Genomic DNA, 20,006 nt, shown 5'->3' on the forward strand with positions numbered 1-20,006 from the left:
GCGCCTGAGGGACGCGGTCACCGGGCCTTCCGCGGATCGCGGCGGCCGCCCACCACAGCGCGCACGGCCCGGTCGCCGCGGGGGTCGGCCATCAGGCGGGCGATGTCCCACCAGCGCAGCAGCAGTGCCGGGAAGTGGGGCGGGATCGCGTTCAGGAGGTCCTGGCGGAACCGTGCGCGGACGCTCTCGTGGCGCAGGGCGGTCCGGATGTCGTCGAAGGACGGCGGCCTGTGGCGCAGCGCGGACGGCAACGCGGCCTCGTGCTCGGGCGCCAGATCGCGGCCGGGCTGCGCCATGACGTTGCCGCGCAGCGCGGAGGCGATGTCGTCCTCCAACTGCTCCTGGACCTCCACGGCACGCCCCCACCAGTGGTCCAGGAAGGCGGCGACGGCCTCCGGGTCGGCCAGGCCGAGCGCGTCGCGCCGCTCGTCGAACGCGTCGCGCTCGTCGTGGGGCAACGCCTCCCGGATCGCGCCGAGGGTCTTGGCGGGATGGCGCGGCGGGGCCTGGCCGAGGTGGCGTACCCACTGGTCGCCGCCCTCGCCGTCCGGGGGTCCCCACACCAAGGCGCCGTTCAGCATGCCGGGCTTCTCCGGGCCCGCCGCCGTCAAGGGGGCTTCCAGGCTGATGGCCATGAGTTCGAGATAGGCGGGCAGCGACTTGTACTCCCAGTCGCGTTCCCCGTACCTGTTCCAGCGGTACACCCCGCCGGTGCGGCCGTCCAGGTAGAGGCCGGAGACGGTGTCGTCGGGGCGGTAGGAGCAGAACGGGATCCACGAGGGCTCCCAGAACGCCGGGAGGTCCTCGCCTGAGCCGACCTCCTCCTGGACCTCCATCTGCCGCCGGTGGACCTCGGCCACGGCATCGAGTGGCATAAGGGCCCGGTCCCCCAGCATGAGCCCCGCACCGTTCACGCCGTCCTCACCGGCGGAGAGCCGCCACAGCGCTGTCAGCTCGTCCGGGACGTCCGCGCCCAGGGTCGCTTCCAGTGCGGCTATGTCGTCGTCGGATGCGCCTGGCCGGAGGGACGCGTACGAGGGCGGGGTGTAGTCGGCCAGCCATTCCAGGATGTGCGCCCATGCCCGGGTGACCCGGACCGGCGGTGCGTCAGTAGTCATGGCCCCACGCTCGCACCGCCCCCCGGGGCATCGTGCGGCGGGGCGGGCCAACACCCGTCGAGCGATGGGCCATTCGCCCTTGAAGAATCGATTCGACGGCCCTCGATCGGGGGAGAGCGTGTTGGCTCCCCGGCGGCGGGGGCATCTCTGGGACCGACCCGAAGGACAACAAGAAAGAGGTCGATCCCCAGTGTCCCTTCGCTCTCTCACCAGGGCTTTCGGCGCGGCCGCCGGCGCGGCCGTGCTTCTCGTGGCCGTGCCCGGCTCGGCGTCGGCCGCGACCGGCCAGTTCCGGTACTCGTACACCACCGCGGACGGGTACGAGGCCGTCGGCTTCCTCAACAACCCCGAGAGCGGCCGGTGCGTCGACCTGGACGCCCCCGCGTCCCTGCCCGGTGCCCCCTCGCGGGCTCCCAAGAACCTCACGGACGCCACCGCCATCGTCTTCCTGGACGCCGACTGCGAGGGCGACACCTACTACGTCCTGCCGCCCGGCAAGGGCGCGTCCGACCGGCTGCTCCTGCGGTCCGTCGTCTTCTCCTGAGCCATCCGACCGAGGGGGCTGCGTCCGGACGCCACGGCCACGGACGCGGCCCCCTCGGGCGTGGCCCGCCAGGGCGTGGCCCGCGCGTCTGCCGGTGCGGGCCGGGCGGGCTCGGTGTAGAGAGGAGTCATGCCGCAGCACGCCGAAAGACGCCGCCGGCCGCTGCGAGGAGGCCGGGCGCTGCTCGCTGTCCCCATCGGCTGGATCATCGCGGTGTTCCTGGTCGACGTCCTCGCACCGCCCGACATCCATCTGGGCCCGCTGCTCGTGGCGGCCCCGGCGATCACACCCTCGATCGGCGGCCCCCGGGCGGTCGGGTTCGTGGCCGCGCTGGCGGTGATCGCGCAGACGGCGGTCGGGGTGCTGCGCGAACCGGACGAACTGCTCTCGGCCAACCACGAGGCGCAGATCGTCGCTCTGGCGCTGGTCGGGATCTGCCTCGTCGTCTTCTGCGTCCTGCGGGAGCGCCGCGCCCGCGAGCTGGAGCAGGTGCGCTACGTCTCCGAGGCGGTCCAGCGGGTGGTCCTGCCCCCTCTGCCCCGGCGTCTCGGGCCGTTGCGCGCCGCCTCGCTCTACCTCGCGGCGGAGGCGGAGGCGCAGATCGGCGGAGACCTGTACGCGGCGGCGCGCACCGGCACGGGGACCCGGCTGATCATCGGTGACGTACGGGGCAAGGGGGTGGGCGCGGTCAGCGACGCGGCGCTGCTGCTCGGCGCCTTCCACGCCGCGGCCCGGCACCGGGCGGGCCTGGACGAGCTGGTCGCCCATCTGGACGAGAGCGTGTCCCGGGGGCTGCCCGAGTCGGACGGGCGCGGCCCCGGGGAGTCGTTCATCACCGCCACGGTGCTGGACATCCCCGACCGCCACGACCGCGTGCGCATGGTCTCCTGCGGGCATCCCCCGCCGCTCGTCCTGCGCGATGGACGGCCGCTGACGATGGACGCCGTCTCGCCCGCTCCCCCGCTGGGGCTGGGCGGCCTGTCGCAACCGCGCTACCACATCGACAGCTTCCGGTTCGCTCCCGGCGATCTGCTGCTCCTGTACACCGACGGAGTGACCGAGGCCCGTGACGCCTCCCGCGCCTTCTATCCGCTCGCGGAACGGGTCACCGGGTGGGCCGAGGGCGACCCCGACTCCTTCATCGACCGGTTCCGCGACGATCTGCTGCGGTATGCCGGCGGTTCTCTGGACGACGACGCGGCCATGATCGCCATCGGGTACGCCGCCGCTCCCGGGACCTGACTTCGTGGCCCCGGACCGGTCCCCCTTGACGGCTCCCTTGGTCCAGTCCAATCTGGGGCACTCCTATATTGTTGTGCTCCTGCCAAGACGATGAGGTCCGCCATGTTCCGCAGCCCTTCCCCTTCCGGCCGGACCGGGCGCCCGATGCGGCACATCGCCGTCGCCGCGGTGCTCGCCGGCACCGGCCTGCTCGGCACCCCCGGTGCCGCCTCGGCGACGTCCGGGACCGTTGACGCGGCCGTGGTACGGGTGGCGAACGGCAAGGAGCTCAAGGCCGCGCTGGCCGCCGCCGTACCGGGGCAGACGATCGAGCTGGCGGACGGCTCCTACTCGGGCAACTTCAAGATCACACGGGGTGGCACCGCGAGCGCACCGATCACCCTGACCGGCTCGAGGGCCGCGGTCCTCACCACCCCCACGGGCGGCGGGAACGGCATCCAGCTCACCGGTGCGCCGTACTGGATGATCCGGGGCATCACCGTCACCGGCGGCCAGAAGGGCATCATGATCGACTCGTCCGACCATGTCGTCGCCGACTCGGTGGAGATCCACCACACGACCATGGAGGGCATCCACTTCCGGACGTCGAGCGGCTACGGAGTGGTCCGGAACTCCTTCATCCACGACACGGGCCTGTCGGGCGACGGAATGGGCGAGGGGGTGTACGTCGGCACGGCGAACACCCTCACGGACGCCAGTGACCACGTCCGCATCCTCGACAACGTCATCGGCCCCGGCATCGGCGGCGAGAACATCGACATCAAGGAAGGCACCACGGGCGGTCTGATCTCCGGGAACACCTTCGACGGCGACGGTCTCACCGGGGCCAACTACGACGACTCGTGGGTCGACATCAAGGGCAACGGCTACACGGTCGAGAACAACCGGGGCACCCGTACGACCAACGACGGCTTCCAGACCCACACCCAGGCCCCGGGCTGGGGCTGCGGCACGGTCTTCCGCAACAACACCGCGGACCTGACCGGCGCCACGGGCCCCACCCGCTTCGCCGTCGACGTCACCAACTACGCCTCGTCGGGCTGCCCCGCGACGGTGACCTCGGACAACCGGGTGACCGGCGGTGCCGGGCTGGTCAACCCGGGCGTCCCCGTCACCTGACCGCCGTCGGCGGGCCGCCACGGCGCACCGGGCACCACGAGGGGGCTGCCCGTGACCGGGTCGGGGACGACGGTCGCGTCGAGGCCGAAGACCGCGCGGACCAGGTCGGCGGTGACGATGTCCGACGGCGGCCCCTCGGCGACGACACGCCCGTCGCGCATGGCGATGAGGTGGTCGGCGTAGCGCGCGGCCTGGTTGAGGTCGTGGAGCACGGCGACGACGGTGCGACCGCGCTCGTGGTTGAGGCGGCGCACCAGGTCGAGCACCTCCACCTGGTGGGCGATGTCGAGGTACGTGGTCGGCTCGTCCAGCAGGAGGATCTCGGTCTCCTGCGCCAGGGCCATCGCGATCCACACGCGTTGCCGCTGACCTCCCGAGAGCTCGTCCACGGAGCGGTCGGCGAGCGCGGCGGTGCCGGTGTGTTCCAGGGCCTCCGCGACGGCGCGTTCATCGGCCTCGGACCACTGCTGCCACCACTTCTGGTACGGCTGGCGGCCGCGCGCCACGAGGTCCGCGACCGTGATGCCGTCGGGTGGGACGGGGCTCTGCGGAAGAACCCCGACCGTCCGGGCGATCCGGCGTCCGGGCAGCCCGGCGAGCTCCGCGCCGTCGAGCAGCACGGAGCCGCCGCTCGGCTTGAGCAGCCGGCCCAGGGCGCGCAGCAGCGTGGACTTGCCGCACGCGTTGGGGCCGACGATGACCGTGACCTGCCCGTCGGGAACGTCCAGGTCCAGTCCGTCGACGACGGTGCGGTCCTCGTACGCCAGCGTCAGGGACCGGGCGGCGAGTCGGCTGCGGGTCATGAGGTGCCTCCGGAACGGCTGCGGCCACGCGCGATCAGCCACATCAGGTAAGGGGCGCCCACCGCTGCGGTCAGGACGCCGACGGGGAGTTCGACGGGTGAGAACAGGCGCCGGGCCAGCAGGTCCGCGACCACGACCACCAGCGCGCCGGTGAGCGCCGAGGCCAGCAGCGGAGTCTGCGGCGTACGGGAGAGCCGGCGGGCGATCTGCGGTGCGAGCAGGGCGACGAAGTCGACGGGCCCGCACGCTCCGGTGGCCATGGAGGCCAGCACGACGCCGAGGGCGGTCAGACCGAGCCGCACCCGGTCGAGCCGGATGCCCAGCGACGCCGCCGTGTCGTCGTCCAGGGATGCCCCGCGCTGGGCCCTGGCGGCCCACAGCGTCGCGGGAATCGCGAGGAGCAGGACCGTCGCGAGCGGTGCGGCGTCGTCGTAACCCCGGCTGTTGAGCGAACCGGTGAGCCAGACCTTCGCCTGCTGGGCGACGAGGAAGTCGCCCTTCGTGAGGAACAGCTGGGTCAGCGAGCCCAGCGCGACGGAGACGCCGATGCCGATGAGCACGAAGCGGGAGGCGTGCATGCCGCGGCGCCAGGCGAAGACGTACACCAGCAGCGCCGCCGCGAGGCCGCCGGCGACGGACACGTAGGGCAGTGCGGTGTAGCCGACCAGGCCGAAACTCATCGCCGCGACCGTCGCGGCTCCCGCCCCGTGGGTCACCCCGATGATGTCGGGACTGGCCAGGGGGTTGCGGGCCACGGTCTGGATGAGGGCGCCCGCCACCCCGAAGGCGAGTCCGGCCAGCAGTCCGACCGTCAGGCGAGGCAGCCGCAGGGTGCCGACGACGAACGTGTCCGGGCTCGGCCGGCCGAGCAGGACGTCCACCACCGAACCGGGCGGGACGAAGGATTCGCCGACGCACAGGTACGCCACCACGGCGGCCGACAGCAGTACGGCGAGCGCGACGGCCACGAGCGACGCCCTGCGGTGCACGAGGAAGCTGGCGCGTCCCGGGCGCAGCACGGAGTGCCCGGCCGGCCTGACCCGGGGCGGGGCCGGCGCGGTGCGGTTCATGCGGCGACCACCGCCTTGCGCCGTACGAGGGCGATGAGGAACGGGACGCCGAGCAGCGCGGTCATCACGGCGACCGGTACCTCCGAGGGCGGGAACACGATGCGGCCGAGCACGTCGGAGAGCAGGATCATCACCGGGCCGAGCACGGCCGCGACCGGCAGCACCCACCGGTGCGCCGTGCCCACCAGGGCCCGCGCGATGTGCGGGACGGCCAGTCCGGTGAAGGCGATCGGGCCGGCGGCGGCGACCGCGGCGCCGGTCAGCACGGTCGCCGCCGCCGCGCCGCCCACACGCAGCAGGCCCACGTTGTGCCCGAGGCCCTTGGCGGCCTCGTCGCCGAGGGCGAGCGCGTCCAGGCCGCGGGCCAGTACCACGCTCAGCAGCAGCCCGGCCAGGACGAACGGCCAGATCTGGGCGATGACTTCGGGACCCCGGCCGTCGATGGAGCCGACCTGCCAGAACCGGAACTCGTCCAGGGCGCGGGCGTCCGTGGTGACGACCGCGGAGACCACCGCGCCCAGGAGGGCGTTCATCGCGGCGCCGGAGAGCGCGAGCTTCACGGGCGAGGCCCCGCGGTACCCGCCGGCCGCGACGGCGTAGACCGCGACGGCGGCCAGCGCGGCACCGGCGAACGCGAACCAGATGTACCCCGTGAGGGTGTGCACCCCGCAGAAGGTGATGGCGCACACCACGCCGACCGAGGCGCCCTGGCTGACGCCGAGAATGCCGGGTTCGGCGATCGGGTTGCGGGTGATGCCCTGCATCATGGTCCCCGCCACCGCGAGTGCGGCGCCCGCGAGCACCCCGATGACGGTACGCGGGACACGCATGGCCCTGACCACCTGGGCGTTGTCACTGGTGCCGCCGTGCAGGAGCGCCGAGACGGCCTCGCCCGGCGCGACGGCCCGGCTGCCCACCGCGAGGCTCAGCAGTGCGGCGACCAGCAGCAGTGCCAGACACATCGTCAGGTGGAAGAGGCGGCGCCGATCGGTTCGCGCCATGTGCCGCACTCACTTTCCTTCCTCGCGGGTGCTTCTGCGGACGGGAGAGCGCGGGGCCCGGGGCGGGCGCCGCGACGTCTCAGCTGGTGAGGTACTTCTCGAGGTCGTCCAGGACGGTGTCGGCCGCGGTGACACCGAGCCCGAGGTACCAGGTCTCGTCCGGTACGTCGAAGGCGTGCCCCTTCTTGACGGCGTTCAGGTTCTTCCAGAGCGGGTTGCGCTGGACCTCGCTCTTCTGCGTGGCCTTGGGGTTTCCGTACACGCCGGTGAAGATGTAGTCGGCGTCGGCCTGGTCGATGTTCTCGGCGCTGATCTCGGCCGCGAGGTCGGCGATGTCCTGGTTCTTGGGCCGCGGAATGCCGACATCCTTGAGGATGGTGCCGATGAAGGAGTCGTTGGCGTAGAGGCGGATCCGCCCCTCGGCCATGAAGCGCACCATGGACACGGTCGGCTTGTCGGCGCCGAGCCGGGCCGCGAGATCCTTCGTCTTCGCCCTGTACGCGGCGAGCTTCTTCTCGGCCACGGCGGTCTTGTCGAGGGCGGCCGCGTTGAGGAGGTAGTTCTCCTTCCAGGTGAAGCCGGGACGGATGGAGAAGACGGTCGGCGCGATCTGCGACAGCTCGTCGTAGGACTTGGCGGCGCGGAGCTGGCTGCCCAGGATGAGGTCGGGCTTGAGCGCGGCGATGGCCTCCAGGTTGAGGCTGTTGATGGTGCCGACGTTCGCCGGCTTGCCCGCGTCGTCCTTGAGATAGGCGGGCAGTTCGGGCGAGCCCTCGCTCGGGGCGAGGCCGACCGGCTTCAGGCCGAGCGAGACAACGTTATCCAGCTCACCGACGTCGAGGACGACCACGCGTTCGGGGCGGTGCTCGACGACCGTGCTGCCCATGGCGTGGCGGATCGTCCGCGGCCACTGACCGGGCTTGGCGTCCGTGCCCATCGCGGCGGTCTCCGCTGCCGCGTCCCCGAAGTCCTTGCCTCCCTGGGCCACCGACTTCGAATCCTTGGCCGCCCCGGAGGCGGCGGATCCATTCGCCGGGCCGCTGTCGCTGCCGCAGGCCGACAGGGAGGCCAGGGCCACCAGGACGACGGAAGCCGCGGCCAGACCGTGCCTTCGGAAGAGCATGAGGTACTCCAAGAGCGTCGCTTGTTCAGCGTTGAACCATTAGGTAAGGCACACCTTATACGCACCTCACGTACGCGGACCCACGCACCCCGGCCGGCCGGGGAGCACCCAGGAGGCGGAGAGCCCAGGCCGGTCTGACGCCCGAGCACGTCGGCGTCCCGGGTGTCCTCGACGCGGGGCCGGCCGCCCGGCGGCGACGTACGGCCTGCCGGTACGCGCATAGCACGTGACCGGCTCCCCGGCTCCCGGGACGTACGCCGATCGGAGGAAACGCGGGGCGACACGCCGCCCCGAGCCCCGCATTCGGCGACGGCCGGTGTGAGATCGCCCGATACGCGTTCCGGCAGGAGGTCGGCGTGCGCGAGAGCGAGAGGCGGCCGCGCATGCCCGGACCGCCGGACGGGGAGGCCGTGTGAAGGCCGTACCGGGGCCCACCGGCCATGTCGTCGTGGTGGGCGCGGGCCTGTCCGGACTGGCCTGTGCCCTGCATCTGCTGGGGGCGGGCCGCCGGGTCACCGTGGTCGAACGGGACGCGGGCCCCGGAGGCCGGGCGGGCAGGGTGCGGATCGACGGGTTCGAGATCGACACCGGCCCCACGGTGCTGACCATGCCGCACCTGGCCGACGAGGCGTTCGCCGCGGTGGGCGACAGCCTGTACCGCCGGGTCGAGCTGACGGCCCTGCACCCGGCGTACCGGGCCTGCTTCGCGGACGGCTCCTCGCTGGACGTGCACACCGCCGGCGAGGCGATGGAGGCGGAGGTGCGGCGCTTCGCCGGACCGGCGGAGGCGGCGGGCTACCGCGACCTGCGGCGATGGCTGGAGCGCCTGTACCGGGCGCAGATGAGTCGCTTCATCGACACGAACTTCGACTCGCCCTTGGGGCTGCTGCACCCGGATCTGGCCCGGCTCGCGGCGCTGGGCGGGTTCGGGCGGCTGGACGGCCGGATCGGCCGCTTCCTCTCCGACGAACGCCTGCGGCGCGTCTTCTCCTTCCAGGCGCTGTACGCCGGCGTGGCCCCGGCCCGGGCGCTCGCGGCCTACGCCGTGATCGCCTACATGGACACCGTGGCCGGCGTCTGGTTCCCGAAGGGCGGGATGCACGCGCTCCCCCGGGCCATGGCCGACGCGGCGGCGGAGGCGGGCGCCGATCTGCGGTGGGGGGCCGAGGTGAGCACGCTGGAACGTTCGGCGGGGCGGGTACGGGCCGTGCGCCTGGCGTCCGGCGAGCGCGTGCCGTGCGACGCGGTGGTACTGACGTGCGAACCGGCCGCCGCCTACCGGCTGCTGGGGCGCCGACCGCTGCGCCCGGCCCGGCCGCGCCACTCGCCGTCCGCCGTGGTCCTGCACGCCGGTACCGACCGGACCTGGCCGCACCTCGCGCACCACACCCTCTCCTTCGGCGCCGCATGGGAGCGGACGTTCGAGGAGCTGACCCGTACGGGCGCGTTGATGAGCGACCCCTCGCTGCTGATCACGCGCCCCACGGCGCACGATCCGTCCCTGGCGCCCCCGGGCCGCCATCTGCACTACGTCCTCGCCCCGTGCCCCAACACCACGACCGGTCCCCCGGCCACCGCCTGGGCGGACCTCGGCCCGCGCTACCGCGACAGCCTGGTCCGTGAACTCGAACGCCGGGGCCTGGACGGGTTCGCGGACAGCGTCGAGGAGGAGCTTCTGGTGACCCCGCTCGACTGGACGGCCCGGGGACACGCCGCCGGCAGTCCGTTCTCCCTGTCCCACACCTTCGCCCAGACCGGTCCCTTCCGTCCGCGCAACCTCGTGCGGGGGACGGAGAACGCGGTCCTGGCCGGATGCGGCACGACACCGGGCGTCGGCGTGCCGACGGTGCTCATCAGCGGCAAGCTGGCCGCCGCGCGGATCACCGGCGTCGCCGGGTCGCGCCCCCGCCGGGCGCGCACCGGCCCTTCCCCCCTGGTCCGGGCAGGTGCCGATGACCCGTCGTGAACTGGACGCGGCCGGCATCACCGACCCCGGGCTGCGCACCGCCTACGCCCGGTGCCGGCAGCTCAACGCCCGCCACGGCCGTACCTACTTCCTGGCCACCCGGCTGCTGCCGCCCGAGCGGCGGTCCGCCGTGCACGCCCTGTACGGCTTCGCGCGCTGGGCCGACGACATCGTCGACGACCTGGACCGGCACCGGACGCCCGCCGAGCGCGACCGGCTGCTGCTGCGCCTGGAGAGCGACCTGGCGCACGGGCTGAGGACCGGCACGGGTGACGAACCGGTGGTCCGGGCGGTCGCCGACACCGCCGCCAGATACGGCATCGGCCACGACCTGTTCGCCGACTTCCTGTCCTCGATACGGGCCGACCTGACCGTCACCCACTACCCCACCTATGCCGACCTGCAGACATACGTGCACGGTTCGGCCGCGGTGATCGGGCTGCAGATGCTGCCGGTGCTCGGTACGGTCGTGCCCCGGCAGGAGGCAGAGCCGCACGCGGCGGCGCTGGGGGTGGCGTTCCAGCTCACCAACTTCGTACGCGACGTGGGTGAGGACCTCGACCGGGGCCGGGTCTACCTGCCCGGTGATCTGCTGTCCGCCCACGGCGTGGACCGGGCGCTGCTGGAGTGGAGCCGGCGCACCGGGCGTGAGGACGCCCGCATCCGGGCCGCGCTGGTGGCCGCGGCGGAGCTGACGCGCGGGGTGTACCGGACGGCGGAGCCGGGCATCGGCATGCTCGATCCCCGGGTGCGCCCGTGCATCCGCGCGGCGTTCACCCTCTACGGCGGGATCCTCGACGCGGTCGCCGAGCAGGACTACCGGGTCCTGCACCGCCGCGCGGTCGTCTCCCGGCGACGGCGTGCCGCCACGGCCGCGGTCGGGGTGATGCGCGTGACCGGGGCCCGGTGGCGGGCGCGCGGCCGGGCGGTGGTGGACGGCCCCGAAGCCGAGCGGAAGGAACCGGTGCGGTGACCCGGCGGAACGGGAGGCGGTGGTCGCCGCCGCTGCGGCTGCGGGGTTCCGGCCCCGACTGGGCTGCGCAGGAGCCGACTTGGCGCGACGCCCGGCCGGCGCTCATCGCCGGGGCGCTGAAGCGGGCGACGACACGTCCGTCCGGCAACTGGTACGTGGTGGGCGCCTCGCGTGACGTCCGCACCGGTGAACCGTACGGCCGGACGGTCGGCGGCACGGAGGTCGTGCTGTGGCGTACGGACGGCGGTGGGCTGCGCGCCGGGTCCGGTGTCTGCCCGCACCTGGGTGCACCGCTGCGGGACAGCCGGGTGGTGTGCGGCACCCTGGTGTGCCACTGGCACGGACTCGCCCTGGACGGCGCTCCGTACGCGGGCTGGCAGCCCTTCCCGGCGCACGACGACGGCGTACTCGTGTGGGTGCGGCTGGACGAGGTCGGGGGCGAGGAGCCCACCGAGCGGCCCTTGGTGCCGGCACGGCCGGCGCGCGGTGGCGCGGTGGACGCGGTGTTCACGGCGGCCGGGCGGTGCGAACCGCAGGACGTGGTGGCCAACCGGCTCGACCCGTGGCACGGCTCGTGGTTCCACCCGTACTCGTTCATCGATCTGTCGGTGGTGCGTGAGCCGCGGGGCGACGAGGACGACGCCTTCGTGGTGGACGTCTCCTTCCGGGTGGCGGGGCGCCTGGTGGTCCCGGTGCGGGCCGAGTTCACGGCGCCGGGCCCGCGTACCGTCGTCATGCGCATCACGGACGGCGAGGGCGTGTCCTCCGTCGTGGAGACGCACGCGACGCCCCTGACCCGTCCGGATCACGAGCGCCCGCGCACCGCCGTCGTCGAGGCGACGCTCGCCGCCTCGGACCGGCCGGGCTTCGCGGTCGCGCGGGCCGCCGCCCCGGTGCTGCGGCCGCTGATGCGCCGCACGGCCGGGCGGTTGTGGGTGGACGACCTGGCGTACGCGGAGAGGCGCTGGGCGCTGCGCAGCACCGGGCGCTTCCCGGGCTGACGCGCGTTTCAGGCGCCCCCTGCGGCGGCGAGCGCCCGGAGTACCCGGGAGCGGCCCCTCCGGGGCACCGTCCACAGCACCTGGCCCCGGACGCCGCGGTCGGCGAGCAGGGCGTTCGCCGCCAGGAAGCCGGTGGTGGCGGCCCGTTCCATGAGGGCGACGGGCAGCTCGCAGCGGATCCCGTCCCCCGCGAGGGTCAGCCAGGGGTGCGGGGTGCGGACGGTGGGGCGCCGCTGGTACGTGCCGGCCTCGAAGAGCGGACAGTCGGAGCGCCACTCGTGCCGGGAGTCGACCACGCGCGCGTCGCGGGTCTCCGGGTAGACCCGGTGCAGCCGCTCGACGAGCCGTTCCTGCACCTCCTTGTACTCCGCCCCGGGGTCGACGGCGTACGCGTGCAGTTCCACGACGGAGCCCCCGGTGCGCGCGGCCCAGCGGGCGGCCTCGCCCTCGTACCGTTCCAGGGTGCTGATGTTGTCGAGCCCGTCGTAGCCGCTGGTGCCGAGGAAGCCGGGCCGGTCCGCGCGGACGGGCCGGTCGAGCCAGAGCCGGGACACCAGGAAGGGCGGCGCGGTGCGCAGGCCGGCGATACCGGCGCGCCAGCGTGCGGTGCCGAGTCCGGGCGACGCGGCGACGGTGTGCCGCAGGCCCTCGGTGTCGAGGGCGAGCACCACGGCCTCGTGCCGGTGGGCACCGGCCTCGGTGTGCACCAGGGCCCCGCCGCCGTCGCGAGGGGCGATCCGGTGCACGGGCGTCCCGGTGCGGATGGCCGCGCCGAGGCCCTCGACGTACCCGGCGAGCGGTTCCCAGAGCGCCTGGGGGAAGGGCTCGGCCGGTACGTCGAAGAGCAGCCCCTCGGACGAGCCGAGGAAGTAGATGTGGAACATCAGGAGCAGCTCGGCGGCGGACAGCCGGCGCGGGTCGGCGAAGAAGCTGCGCGAGAACACCTCGAACGCCAGATGGTGGGCGGCCTCCGGGAAGCGCACGCGCTCCAGGAAGGCGGTCGCGCCGACGCCGTCGAACCGCTCGTACACCTCGGGGACGCGGACGTCGAGGAGCGGAAGCGCGGCCCGGGCGTCCATGGCGGCCAGGTCCCGCCATCCGAAGGTGGGGCTGAGCGCGACGAAGCCGAGTGCGCTGAGCGGCGGCGTCCTCGGGACCCGGGCGAAGCTGTCGGTCAGTCCGCCGCTGTGCCGCAGGGGGTAGTCGGGCAGCGGTACGAGGCGTGCGAGGGCGGGGTCGGTACGCCGGAGCAGACCGCGCAGGTTGTAGTACTGCCGGAAGAACGCGTGGAAGCCGCGGCTCATCGTCACCGGTGAGCCGTCGGCCAGCACGGTGCGGTGGCCGGAGAGGCGGCCGCCGAGTGCGTCGTCCTTCTCGTACAGGGTGACCCGGGCGCCGCGCTCGGCCAGCAGGGTCGCCGCGGAGAGGCCGGCGATGCCGCCCCCGACGACGGCGACGGACGGCTCGTCACCTCGTCGGAAGCGTGGGGCGCCGGGTGCGGGCAGGAGGACTTCGGCCTTGCGGTCGCGGCCTCGTCGGGCGGCGGGGGGTCGGGCGTTCACGGGGCGGGCTCCGGTGTCGTGGCAGGGCGGCCGTTGCGGGCGAGGAAGGTGTGCACGATGCCGGTCTGCCATCCGGCGACGGGGGCGACCCGCACCGAGGTCAGACCGGCCAGGGCGAGCCGGCCGGCGAAGACGGGCGCGGTGTCGAAGGAGATGACGCTGCGCCAGAGGTGGCGGTAGAGCACCCGGTCACCGGTGAGCGTGCCCGCGGGGATGATCACCCCGTGGCAGACGGCGGTCCACAGCGCCCGGTGCGCCCGGGAGCCGCTGAGGCTGTACTCGTGCGCGGCGAAGCGTCCGCCCGGCGCCAGCAGGGCCCGTACGGACCCGAGGACCGCGTCCGGGTCGGTGACGTTGCGGAACAGGTAGGCGGCGAACACCGCGTCGAAGGGCCCCTCGCCGGCCGTGGTCAGCTCCTCGGCGGTCAGGTGGAGGAAGCGCACGCGGCCCGGCCACGGCTTGGCCAGGGCCCGGCGCAGCATGCCCGCGGACGCGTCCACGGCGGTGATCCTGGCCAGGGGCGCGGCGGTGAGCAGGGCGCGGGTGGACGCGCCGGTGCCGCATCCGAGGTCGAGGAGGTGGAGTCCGGCGCCGCCGCCGGGGAGGCGGAGGCGGCGGGCCGAGCGCAGGAGGTCGGTGCGGTAGCCGGGGTTGAGGGAGGTCAGGCCGTCGTAGGTGCGGGAGGCGTGGTCGAAGGCGCGGGCCAGGTCGTGGTCCCGCAGGAGGGTCATCGGTGGTTGTCTCCGTCTCTGGCGGTGGGCCGGGTCCGGCGCGGGAGGAACGGCAGTTCGGCGGCGGTGGCGAGCATCGGCCGGACGGGGGTGCGCAGCCCGATGCCCCACTCCTCCCGGAGCGAGGCCGTGCCGTCGAGGAACCTCAGCAGCCGCTCGGCCGGCACGCGGCGGAACAGGCCGGTGAAGAAGTCCGGGCCGTCGATCCGGCCGGTGTCCAGCGCGCGGAGCACGATGGCGTCCATGGCGAGCGCCCGCCGGCCGTGGGGCGCGGGGACGGCCCCCCGTCCGTCGCGCAGGGCGGCGGCGATGGCCCGGCTCTGCCGTTGCACGGCGGCGAAGGTGTAGCCGGTGGCCGGGCGGGTGGCGCCGCCCGCGGTGCCGATCCGGAACACCGAGGGCCCGGCCCGGTGCGGGAACCGGCCGTCGGTCATCGGAATCACCCCCTGCTCCGTACGCTCCACCGTGAGCGCGCCGAGCCGGAGGACGGCGCGGCAGTAGTGACCGAGCGCCGACTCGTACGCCTCGGTGGTCAGCGGGCGGCGGGAGAACTCGGTGTACTCCACGAGCGCCCGGTCCGGGGCCAGGGGCAGCACGTAGCCGAACGCGAGTCCGCGGGCGGGCTGGGGGACGCGGAAGTCCATCAGGTCGGCCACCCCGGGATCGAACCGGGCGGTGGCGGTGCGGACGAACCAGCCCCGGAAGTGCTGGAGCAGCTGGGTGCGCGCGGGGGGCAGGGCGGGCAGGGGCCGGCTGTCGAACACACGGCGCGCGCGCACGTCGGCCGTGGACCCGTCGGGCAGCGTGCAGCGGACCACGGCGCCGCCGGGCACCCCGCGCACCGCGTCCGCCGTGGCCCGCAGGACGTGGCCGCCGTCCGCGCGGGCCAGCCGGCCGTGGACCAGGCGCTCGAAGTCGGCGGAGCGCACCATGCGGTAGGTGAAGGGAGCCGGTTCGACGGTGACCGGGCGGCCGTCGGCGCCGTGCACCCGCAGCACGGACCAGGACGCGCTGACGGCTTCGTCGAGGCCGTCCGCCTCCGCCTGCCAGTAGCACCAGGTCCGCTCCGCCGGGCGCGGCGGCCCGTCCGGCGGCTCGATCACGGTCACGGTGGCGGCGCCGGTCTCGGTCAGACGGTGCGCGAGGCTGAGTCCGGCCGCGCCGCCCCCGACGACGGCCACGTCGCAGCGGCTCATGGCCGGCGCGCCAGGTCCGCCGCCACCTCCCGGGCGGCCCGGGTGCCCGAGGCGAGCGCGCCCTGGACGGAGCCGGTGGCCCGGTGGTCCCCGCACACGTACCGGCCCGGGCGGACGCGGGTGGTGCGGCTGAGCTGCCAGGGCGGGCGCATGGCCGGCAGGGCGCCCTCGACCGTGCGGGCGGCGATCCGCGTCCAGCCGCCGGTGTCGGTGGCGTACAGGTCGCCCAGGCGCCGCAGCACCGCCTGGGCCCGGCCCGGGAGGTCGGCGCCCAGGACGGAGGTGGAGATCAGCGCGGTACCGGGCGGCGCGTACGTGGGGGCGACCTCGCTGAGTACGCAGGTGTTCAGGACCGGTCCGGTGCTGTCCACGAGCAGGGTCGGTTCGGCGAGCGGTGTGCGGTCGGTGGCGTGGTAGTACGTGGTGACGGTGCGCGTGTCCGGCACGGTCAGGTCCGGCAGCAGGCGGGCGGCGGCCGCCGGTTCCGTCGCCACCACGACGACGCTCGCGGGTACTTCGCTCCCGTCCTCCAGGGCGACCCCCGTGTCGGTGATCTCCGCGACGGCGGCGCCGAGTCTGAGGACACCGTCGGGGAGGCCCTGGGCGAGCTGGTGGGGTACGGCCCCGATGCCCTGCGCGGGCAGGCACAGCGTCCCGCGCACCATGCTCCGCCAGACCAGGTGGAAGAACCGGGCTGACGTTTCCAGGCCGTCCTCCAGGAACACCCCCGCCAGGAACGGCCGGAGCACGTCCGTGATGACGTCGTCCGTCAGACCGGCCCGGAACAGCGCAGACGAGGTGGTTTCGTCGCGGCGGCGCCTGACGGAGGAAGCGGGCAGCACCGCGTCCCGTGCCGTGAGTGCCGCCAGTGCGCCCAGGTCGCGGGCGGAGAGGACCCGGCCCGGCAGCAACGCCCCCACCGCGCCCTGTTCGCGCGTCGGGTCGGCGAGGCGGACGGGGCCCGTCCGGGTGTGCGCGATGATGCCCGCGGTGAACGGCCGCAGGCGCAGGCTCCGCAGGTCCAGGCGCCGCTTCACCTGCGGATAGGAGGTGTTGAACACCTGGAAGCCGCGGTCGAGCAGGAACCCGTCCCGGCGGTCCGTGCGCATCCGGCCGCCCACCGCGTCGCACGCCTCCAGGAGGGCCACCTTCAGGCCGGAGCGGCAGAGATCCAGCGCGCAGGCCAGACCGGCCAGACCCGCTCCGACGACGACGGCGTCCGTGGGCCGGCGGTGCTCGTCGGTCATGCTGCTCCTCGTGCCGTCGGTCATCCGGTCCAGCCGACCACGTTCCGCGGGCCGATGCGAGGAGCCACGCATGTGCGGACCGGGTGACAGGCAGCGGCCGGCCCCGGTCCGCGAGCGGACCGGGGCCGGTACTCCCGTACGCCGGCGTCAGCCGCCCGAGCAGACCGCGCCGTTCAGGCGGAAGACGGCCGGGTCGGGGTTGGGGCCGTCATTGGCGCCGACGAAACCGAAGGAGGCGGTCGACCCGCCGTCCGGAGCCAGCGCGCCCGCGCCGTCCGGAGCGGTGACCCGCACATGGGAACCGGTCTGGTGGAAGGTGGCGTTCCAGCCGGAGTCCACGGACTGGCCCGTGGTCGGCCAGTCCCAGTCGACCGTCCAGCCCGTGATCGGCGTGTCCGCCAGGTTCCGCACGGTCACCGTGGTCACGAAGCCGTTGCCCCAGCTGGAGTCACGGTGGTACGTCACCGAGCAGACCGCGTCCTCGGGGGTGCCGGTGCTGAAGGTCAGCGGCGAGGACGCGCCGGAGAGCCGCCCCGCCGAGTCCGCCGCCAGTACGTTGACCGTGTGGCTGCTGCCCGGGGGCAGGTTCCGCAGGGTGACGGAGGTGCCGGTGGTCTCGCCGACCAGGAGGGTGTGGGCGCCGTCGCGCTCCTGGACCAGGTAACGGGTCGCGCCCGTCGACCCGTCCCAGGTGAGGCGCGCGGTGGTGTCGGTGACCGCGTCCAGGCGCGGGGTGCCGGGGGTGCTCGCGGCCGAAGCGGCCGGTCCGGTCCCGGTCTTCGGTTCGAGGGTCACGGTGAGCAGTGCGTAGGGGGGCACGGTGACCCGGGAGGCGGACGCGTCGCCGTCGGTGACCTGCGTGATGTCGCTGTCGCCGCGCGCGTAGCGGCTGACCTGCGGCGCGGTCGTGGACGGGGTGAAGCCCGCGTAGTCGAGGGCGACGGTTCGAGCGGCGTCCGGGTTCTTGTTGACGAGCATCACGCTCAGCCGCCCGTCGTCGCGGAGCACGGCGTGCGCCGAGACGTCCTGCGCGGAGGACGCGGCGGCGACCATGGTGTCGCCCGCGGTGCCCAGTTCGGCGGTCATCTTCATCCCGTAGTACGGATGGAACGGCGTGTTGGGCGCCGGTTCGCAGACGTCACCGGTGCAGGCGCCGCTGGACAGCATGCCCATGTCGCCGTAGTCGGTCTCGCCGTCGACGGTGGTGATCTCGCCTGCGCCGTTGTGGGTGTTCCACCAGTCGACGTTGAAGACGCCGTTCTCCAGCGCCGTCATGAACGCGTCGGCGGCGAAGAGTCCGTTGGGGCGGGCGGTGAGCCGGGCGCCGCCGGTGTTGGTGTTGATCTCGGTGAGCGCGATCTTGATGTCCGGTGAGTGCGCTCCGGCGACCCGGTCGATCTGGTTGCGTACCTCCCGGAGTTCACCGGGCAGCTTGGCGAGCCGGGACATGGCGGCGTCGGCGGTGGTGTCCGATCCGCCCGCGTACCAGTGGACGCTGACGAAGTCGATGACGTCGGCCACCGCCGGGAGCACGGTGTGGTTCCAGTCACCGGGATCGCCCGCGCCGACCACTCCGTCCGGCCACTCCCCCGGACTGGTGAGGACCGCGCCGATCTTGACCGTGGGGTCGACGGCCTTCATCGCCGCCGCGTAGGCGCGTACCTCACGCGCGTACTCCTGCGGGCTCTTGTCCTCGTGCTCGTCGTTCTCCCAGCCGCTGCCGTAGTGGCCGTTGCCGTAGATCTCGTTGCCGATCTCCCAGTACTTCGCCCCGTACTTCTTGGTGACGTTCGCGTACCTGACCCAGCCGGCCGCCTCCTCCGGGGTGCCGGAGCCGTAGTTGGCGATGAGGATCGGCTGCGCCCCGGTGGCGCGGACGGTGCCCATGAAGGCGTCGAAGCCGGTGCCCGGGGCGACGTATCCGCCGGGCGCGGTGTGCGTCTCCCAGTGGTAGATGTCCGCGTACGAACCCCCCGGGTAGCGCATCGCCCCGACGTCGGCCGCCTTCATCAGGTCCGCCACCTCGGGGTCGTTCATGTGCGAGTCCCAGACGGCGGTGTTGACCCCGCGGGCAGCGCTGGTCAGCGTGCCCAGCGCCGCTTGGGCGTTCACCTGCACGTCGACGTCCGCGTCGGCGGCGGCCCGCGGTGCGGCGGGGGCCGCACCGGTCAGCGAGGCCAGTACGGCGAGCGAGGCGGCCAGGACGGCGGCGGCGCGTGCGAGGGGGCGGAAGCCGTGTGCGGGTCTGTGCGTTGGCGCCATGGGGGATCTCCTGAGATCTCGGCGGCACGGGCGGGATGGGGCGGTACGTGCCGCGCCGGACGTGTGAAGTCCGTTGCGGCGAGGGGGCGTTGCCCGTGGGAGCGCTCCCATAATGGGAGGGGTGCGACGCGCTGTCGACGGCGGCGGCACGGACCGGAGCAGCCACTTCTTCCCTTGGTCCGTGACGCTTTCGCCCTGATCGGCCGAATGGAGTCTTCCGGAACAGCGGCGGTCTTCCCTAGTGTCGATGACCGGCTCATCCGGAACTTCTGGGAGATCACATGAAACCTCAGGCATTGTTCTGCTATACGTGCGATTCCGACGAGATGCACCGGCCTCTCACGGACGACGAGAAGACCTGGCTGAAGGATCGAACGGGGCGCGCGAAGGTGGACGAGTTCTTCATGTGCGAGGCGCCGACCTGCCGCAATGTCCGCAGCGGATACGTCAAGCGCCCGTTCCACCCCGTCATCCGCATTCCGGTGCCCTGACGCGTGCGAGAAGGTTGACGCCCCGTGGCCGGCCTGGTCGTGCAGAACACCGCACGCGGAGGTCCCGGCCGGGCCGGCGCCCGGCTGGGTGCGGCCGGGGCTCGGCCTGCGGGTGCTGCGTCCGTACGCCGGTGAGGAGCTGCCCTCCGTTCTCGGGGGCCGGCCGCTGGTCGTACTCGGCGGCGGCCTCCTTCCCGACGACGCACGCGCGCCCTGGCTCGCCGCCACCCGTCGCCCGGTGGGGCAGGCACTGGCGGACGGAACACCGGTGCTGGGATCTGCCTGGGCGGGCAGATGCTCGCCCAGGTCGTGGGGGGGGGGCACCGTGCGTGCCGCGTACGGGGAACCCGCGTACGACAGCACCCGCGTCCGGCTGCTGCCCGACGTCCGGGACGACCCGCTGTTCTCGGCGCCGGGCCGGACGGTGCCCGCGATCGAGCGGCACGTCGACGCCGTCACGCGGCTTCCGGCGGACGTGGTCCGGCTCGCCTCCGGTGACGGCTGCCCGTACCAGGCGTTCCGCGGGGGCAGGGCGCGTCCCGCCCAGCTCGTCAGGA

Annotated in this window: 17 protein-coding genes; 7 read left to right on the forward strand and 10 right to left on the reverse strand. The window is 73.8% G+C overall.

The window, feature by feature from the left end:
* Positions 1-17: 17 nt before the first annotated feature.
* A complete protein-coding gene (locus ACN6LM_RS06760) occupies positions 18-1,118 on the reverse strand; it encodes an SMI1/KNR4 family protein (RefSeq protein WP_445064338.1) in 1,101 nt (366 codons plus the stop codon).
* A gap of 190 nt (positions 1,119-1,308) precedes the next feature.
* Between ACN6LM_RS06760 and ACN6LM_RS06765 the strand changes: the two genes are divergently transcribed.
* The 3 genes from ACN6LM_RS06765 (at position 1,309) to ACN6LM_RS06775 (ending at position 4,023) form a co-directional block, all read left to right on the forward strand.
* Positions 1,309-1,662: a hypothetical protein gene (locus ACN6LM_RS06765; RefSeq protein WP_445064339.1), complete on the forward strand. Its 354-nt coding sequence runs from the start codon at positions 1,309-1,311 to the stop codon at positions 1,660-1,662.
* Between the two features lie 129 nt (positions 1,663-1,791).
* Positions 1,792-2,904 (forward strand): PP2C family protein-serine/threonine phosphatase, encoded by a 1,113-nt coding sequence (locus ACN6LM_RS06770; RefSeq protein WP_445064340.1) that lies wholly within the window; start codon positions 1,792-1,794, stop codon positions 2,902-2,904.
* A 102-nt stretch (positions 2,905-3,006) separates the two neighbouring features.
* Entirely contained in the window at positions 3,007-4,023 is a 1,017-nt protein-coding gene (locus ACN6LM_RS06775; RefSeq protein WP_445064341.1) for a right-handed parallel beta-helix repeat-containing protein, read from the forward strand.
* On the opposite strand, the gene ACN6LM_RS06780 is transcribed toward ACN6LM_RS06775, so the two are convergent.
* The 4 genes from ACN6LM_RS06780 to ACN6LM_RS06795 form a co-directional block, all read right to left on the reverse strand.
* Complete coding sequence (locus ACN6LM_RS06780; RefSeq protein WP_445064342.1) at positions 3,930-4,826, reverse strand: ABC transporter ATP-binding protein; 897 nt, start codon at positions 4,824-4,826, stop codon at positions 3,930-3,932. The genes ACN6LM_RS06775 and ACN6LM_RS06780 overlap by 94 nt on opposite strands.
* Positions 4,823-5,896 (reverse strand): FecCD family ABC transporter permease, encoded by a 1,074-nt coding sequence (locus ACN6LM_RS06785; RefSeq protein ID WP_445064343.1) that lies wholly within the window; start codon positions 5,894-5,896, stop codon positions 4,823-4,825. Before ACN6LM_RS06785 ends, ACN6LM_RS06780 begins: the two co-directional genes overlap by 4 nt.
* The gene (locus ACN6LM_RS06790; protein ID WP_445064344.1) at positions 5,893-6,897 is read right to left on the reverse strand and encodes a FecCD family ABC transporter permease; all 1,005 of its coding nucleotides are present in this window, start codon (positions 6,895-6,897) and stop codon (positions 5,893-5,895) included. The genes ACN6LM_RS06785 and ACN6LM_RS06790 overlap by 4 nt, the downstream gene beginning before the upstream one ends.
* 79 nt (positions 6,898-6,976) lie before the next feature.
* Positions 6,977-8,020 (reverse strand): ABC transporter substrate-binding protein, encoded by a 1,044-nt coding sequence (locus tag ACN6LM_RS06795; protein WP_445064345.1) that lies wholly within the window; start codon positions 8,018-8,020, stop codon positions 6,977-6,979.
* Positions 8,021-8,432: 412 nt separating this feature from the next.
* Here ACN6LM_RS06795 and crtI point away from each other — a divergent pair, with 412 nt between their 5' ends.
* Genes crtI through ACN6LM_RS06810 form a run of 3 tightly spaced genes read left to right on the forward strand, consistent with a single transcriptional unit; the run spans position 8,433 to position 11,960 of the window.
* Entirely contained in the window at positions 8,433-9,986 is a 1,554-nt protein-coding gene (gene crtI / locus ACN6LM_RS06800) for a phytoene desaturase family protein (protein WP_445064346.1), read from the forward strand.
* Entirely contained in the window at positions 9,973-10,959 is a 987-nt protein-coding gene (locus ACN6LM_RS06805; protein ID WP_445064347.1) for a phytoene/squalene synthase family protein, read from the forward strand. Before crtI ends, ACN6LM_RS06805 begins: the two co-directional genes overlap by 14 nt.
* Positions 10,956-11,960, forward strand: a complete 1,005-nt coding sequence (locus ACN6LM_RS06810; RefSeq protein WP_445064348.1) for a DUF5914 domain-containing protein — start codon at positions 10,956-10,958, stop codon at positions 11,958-11,960. The genes ACN6LM_RS06805 and ACN6LM_RS06810 overlap by 4 nt, the downstream gene beginning before the upstream one ends.
* A gap of 8 nt (positions 11,961-11,968) precedes the next feature.
* On the opposite strand, the gene ACN6LM_RS06815 is transcribed toward ACN6LM_RS06810, so the two are convergent.
* From ACN6LM_RS06815 to ACN6LM_RS06835, 5 genes are all read right to left on the reverse strand, one after another.
* Entirely contained in the window at positions 11,969-13,522 is a 1,554-nt protein-coding gene (locus ACN6LM_RS06815) for an FAD-dependent oxidoreductase (protein ID WP_445064349.1), read from the reverse strand.
* Entirely contained in the window at positions 13,519-14,253 is a 735-nt protein-coding gene (locus ACN6LM_RS06820) for a class I SAM-dependent methyltransferase (protein WP_445064350.1), read from the reverse strand. Before ACN6LM_RS06820 ends, ACN6LM_RS06815 begins: the two co-directional genes overlap by 4 nt.
* Entirely contained in the window at positions 14,250-15,449 is a 1,200-nt protein-coding gene (locus ACN6LM_RS06825) for a lycopene cyclase family protein (RefSeq protein WP_445064351.1), read from the reverse strand. The genes ACN6LM_RS06820 and ACN6LM_RS06825 overlap by 4 nt, the downstream gene beginning before the upstream one ends.
* On the reverse strand, positions 15,446-16,696 hold the full coding sequence (locus ACN6LM_RS06830; protein WP_445064352.1) for an NAD(P)/FAD-dependent oxidoreductase: 1,251 nt from the start codon (positions 16,694-16,696) through the stop codon (positions 15,446-15,448). The genes ACN6LM_RS06825 and ACN6LM_RS06830 overlap by 4 nt, the downstream gene beginning before the upstream one ends.
* A gap of 147 nt (positions 16,697-16,843) precedes the next feature.
* A complete protein-coding gene (locus ACN6LM_RS06835; RefSeq protein WP_445064353.1) occupies positions 16,844-18,958 on the reverse strand; it encodes a cellulose binding domain-containing protein in 2,115 nt (704 codons plus the stop codon).
* Positions 18,959-19,239: 281 nt separating this feature from the next.
* On the opposite strand from ACN6LM_RS06835, the gene ACN6LM_RS06840 reads away from it, so the two are divergent.
* Complete coding sequence (locus ACN6LM_RS06840) at positions 19,240-19,449, forward strand: hypothetical protein (protein WP_445064354.1); 210 nt, start codon at positions 19,240-19,242, stop codon at positions 19,447-19,449.
* Positions 19,450-20,006: the final 557 nt, after the last annotated feature.

The sequence above is a fragment of the Streptomyces sp. SAS_281 genome, from assembly GCF_052542855.1.

Coding starts and splice junctions, on each gene's coding strand:
- ACN6LM_RS06760 (WP_445064338.1), bottom strand. CDS start 1,118: ATGACTACTGACGCACCGCCGGTCCGGGTCACCCGGGCATGGGCGCAC.
- ACN6LM_RS06770 (WP_445064340.1), top strand. CDS start 1,792: ATGCCGCAGCACGCCGAAAGACGCCGCCGGCCGCTGCGAGGAGGCCGG.
- ACN6LM_RS06775 (WP_445064341.1), top strand. CDS start 3,007: ATGTTCCGCAGCCCTTCCCCTTCCGGCCGGACCGGGCGCCCGATGCGG.
- ACN6LM_RS06780 (WP_445064342.1), bottom strand. CDS start 4,826: ATGACCCGCAGCCGACTCGCCGCCCGGTCCCTGACGCTGGCGTACGAG.
- ACN6LM_RS06785 (WP_445064343.1), bottom strand. CDS start 5,896: ATGAACCGCACCGCGCCGGCCCCGCCCCGGGTCAGGCCGGCCGGGCAC.
- ACN6LM_RS06790 (WP_445064344.1), bottom strand. CDS start 6,897: ATGGCGCGAACCGATCGGCGCCGCCTCTTCCACCTGACGATGTGTCTG.
- ACN6LM_RS06795 (WP_445064345.1), bottom strand. CDS start 8,020: ATGCTCTTCCGAAGGCACGGTCTGGCCGCGGCTTCCGTCGTCCTGGTG.
- ACN6LM_RS06805 (WP_445064347.1), top strand. CDS start 9,973: ATGACCCGTCGTGAACTGGACGCGGCCGGCATCACCGACCCCGGGCTG.
- ACN6LM_RS06820 (WP_445064350.1), bottom strand. CDS start 14,253: ATGACCCTCCTGCGGGACCACGACCTGGCCCGCGCCTTCGACCACGCC.
- ACN6LM_RS06825 (WP_445064351.1), bottom strand. CDS start 15,449: ATGAGCCGCTGCGACGTGGCCGTCGTCGGGGGCGGCGCGGCCGGACTC.
- ACN6LM_RS06830 (WP_445064352.1), bottom strand. CDS start 16,696: ATGACCGACGAGCACCGCCGGCCCACGGACGCCGTCGTCGTCGGAGCG.
- ACN6LM_RS06835 (WP_445064353.1), bottom strand. CDS start 18,958: ATGGCGCCAACGCACAGACCCGCACACGGCTTCCGCCCCCTCGCACGC.
- ACN6LM_RS06840 (WP_445064354.1), top strand. CDS start 19,240: ATGAAACCTCAGGCATTGTTCTGCTATACGTGCGATTCCGACGAGATG.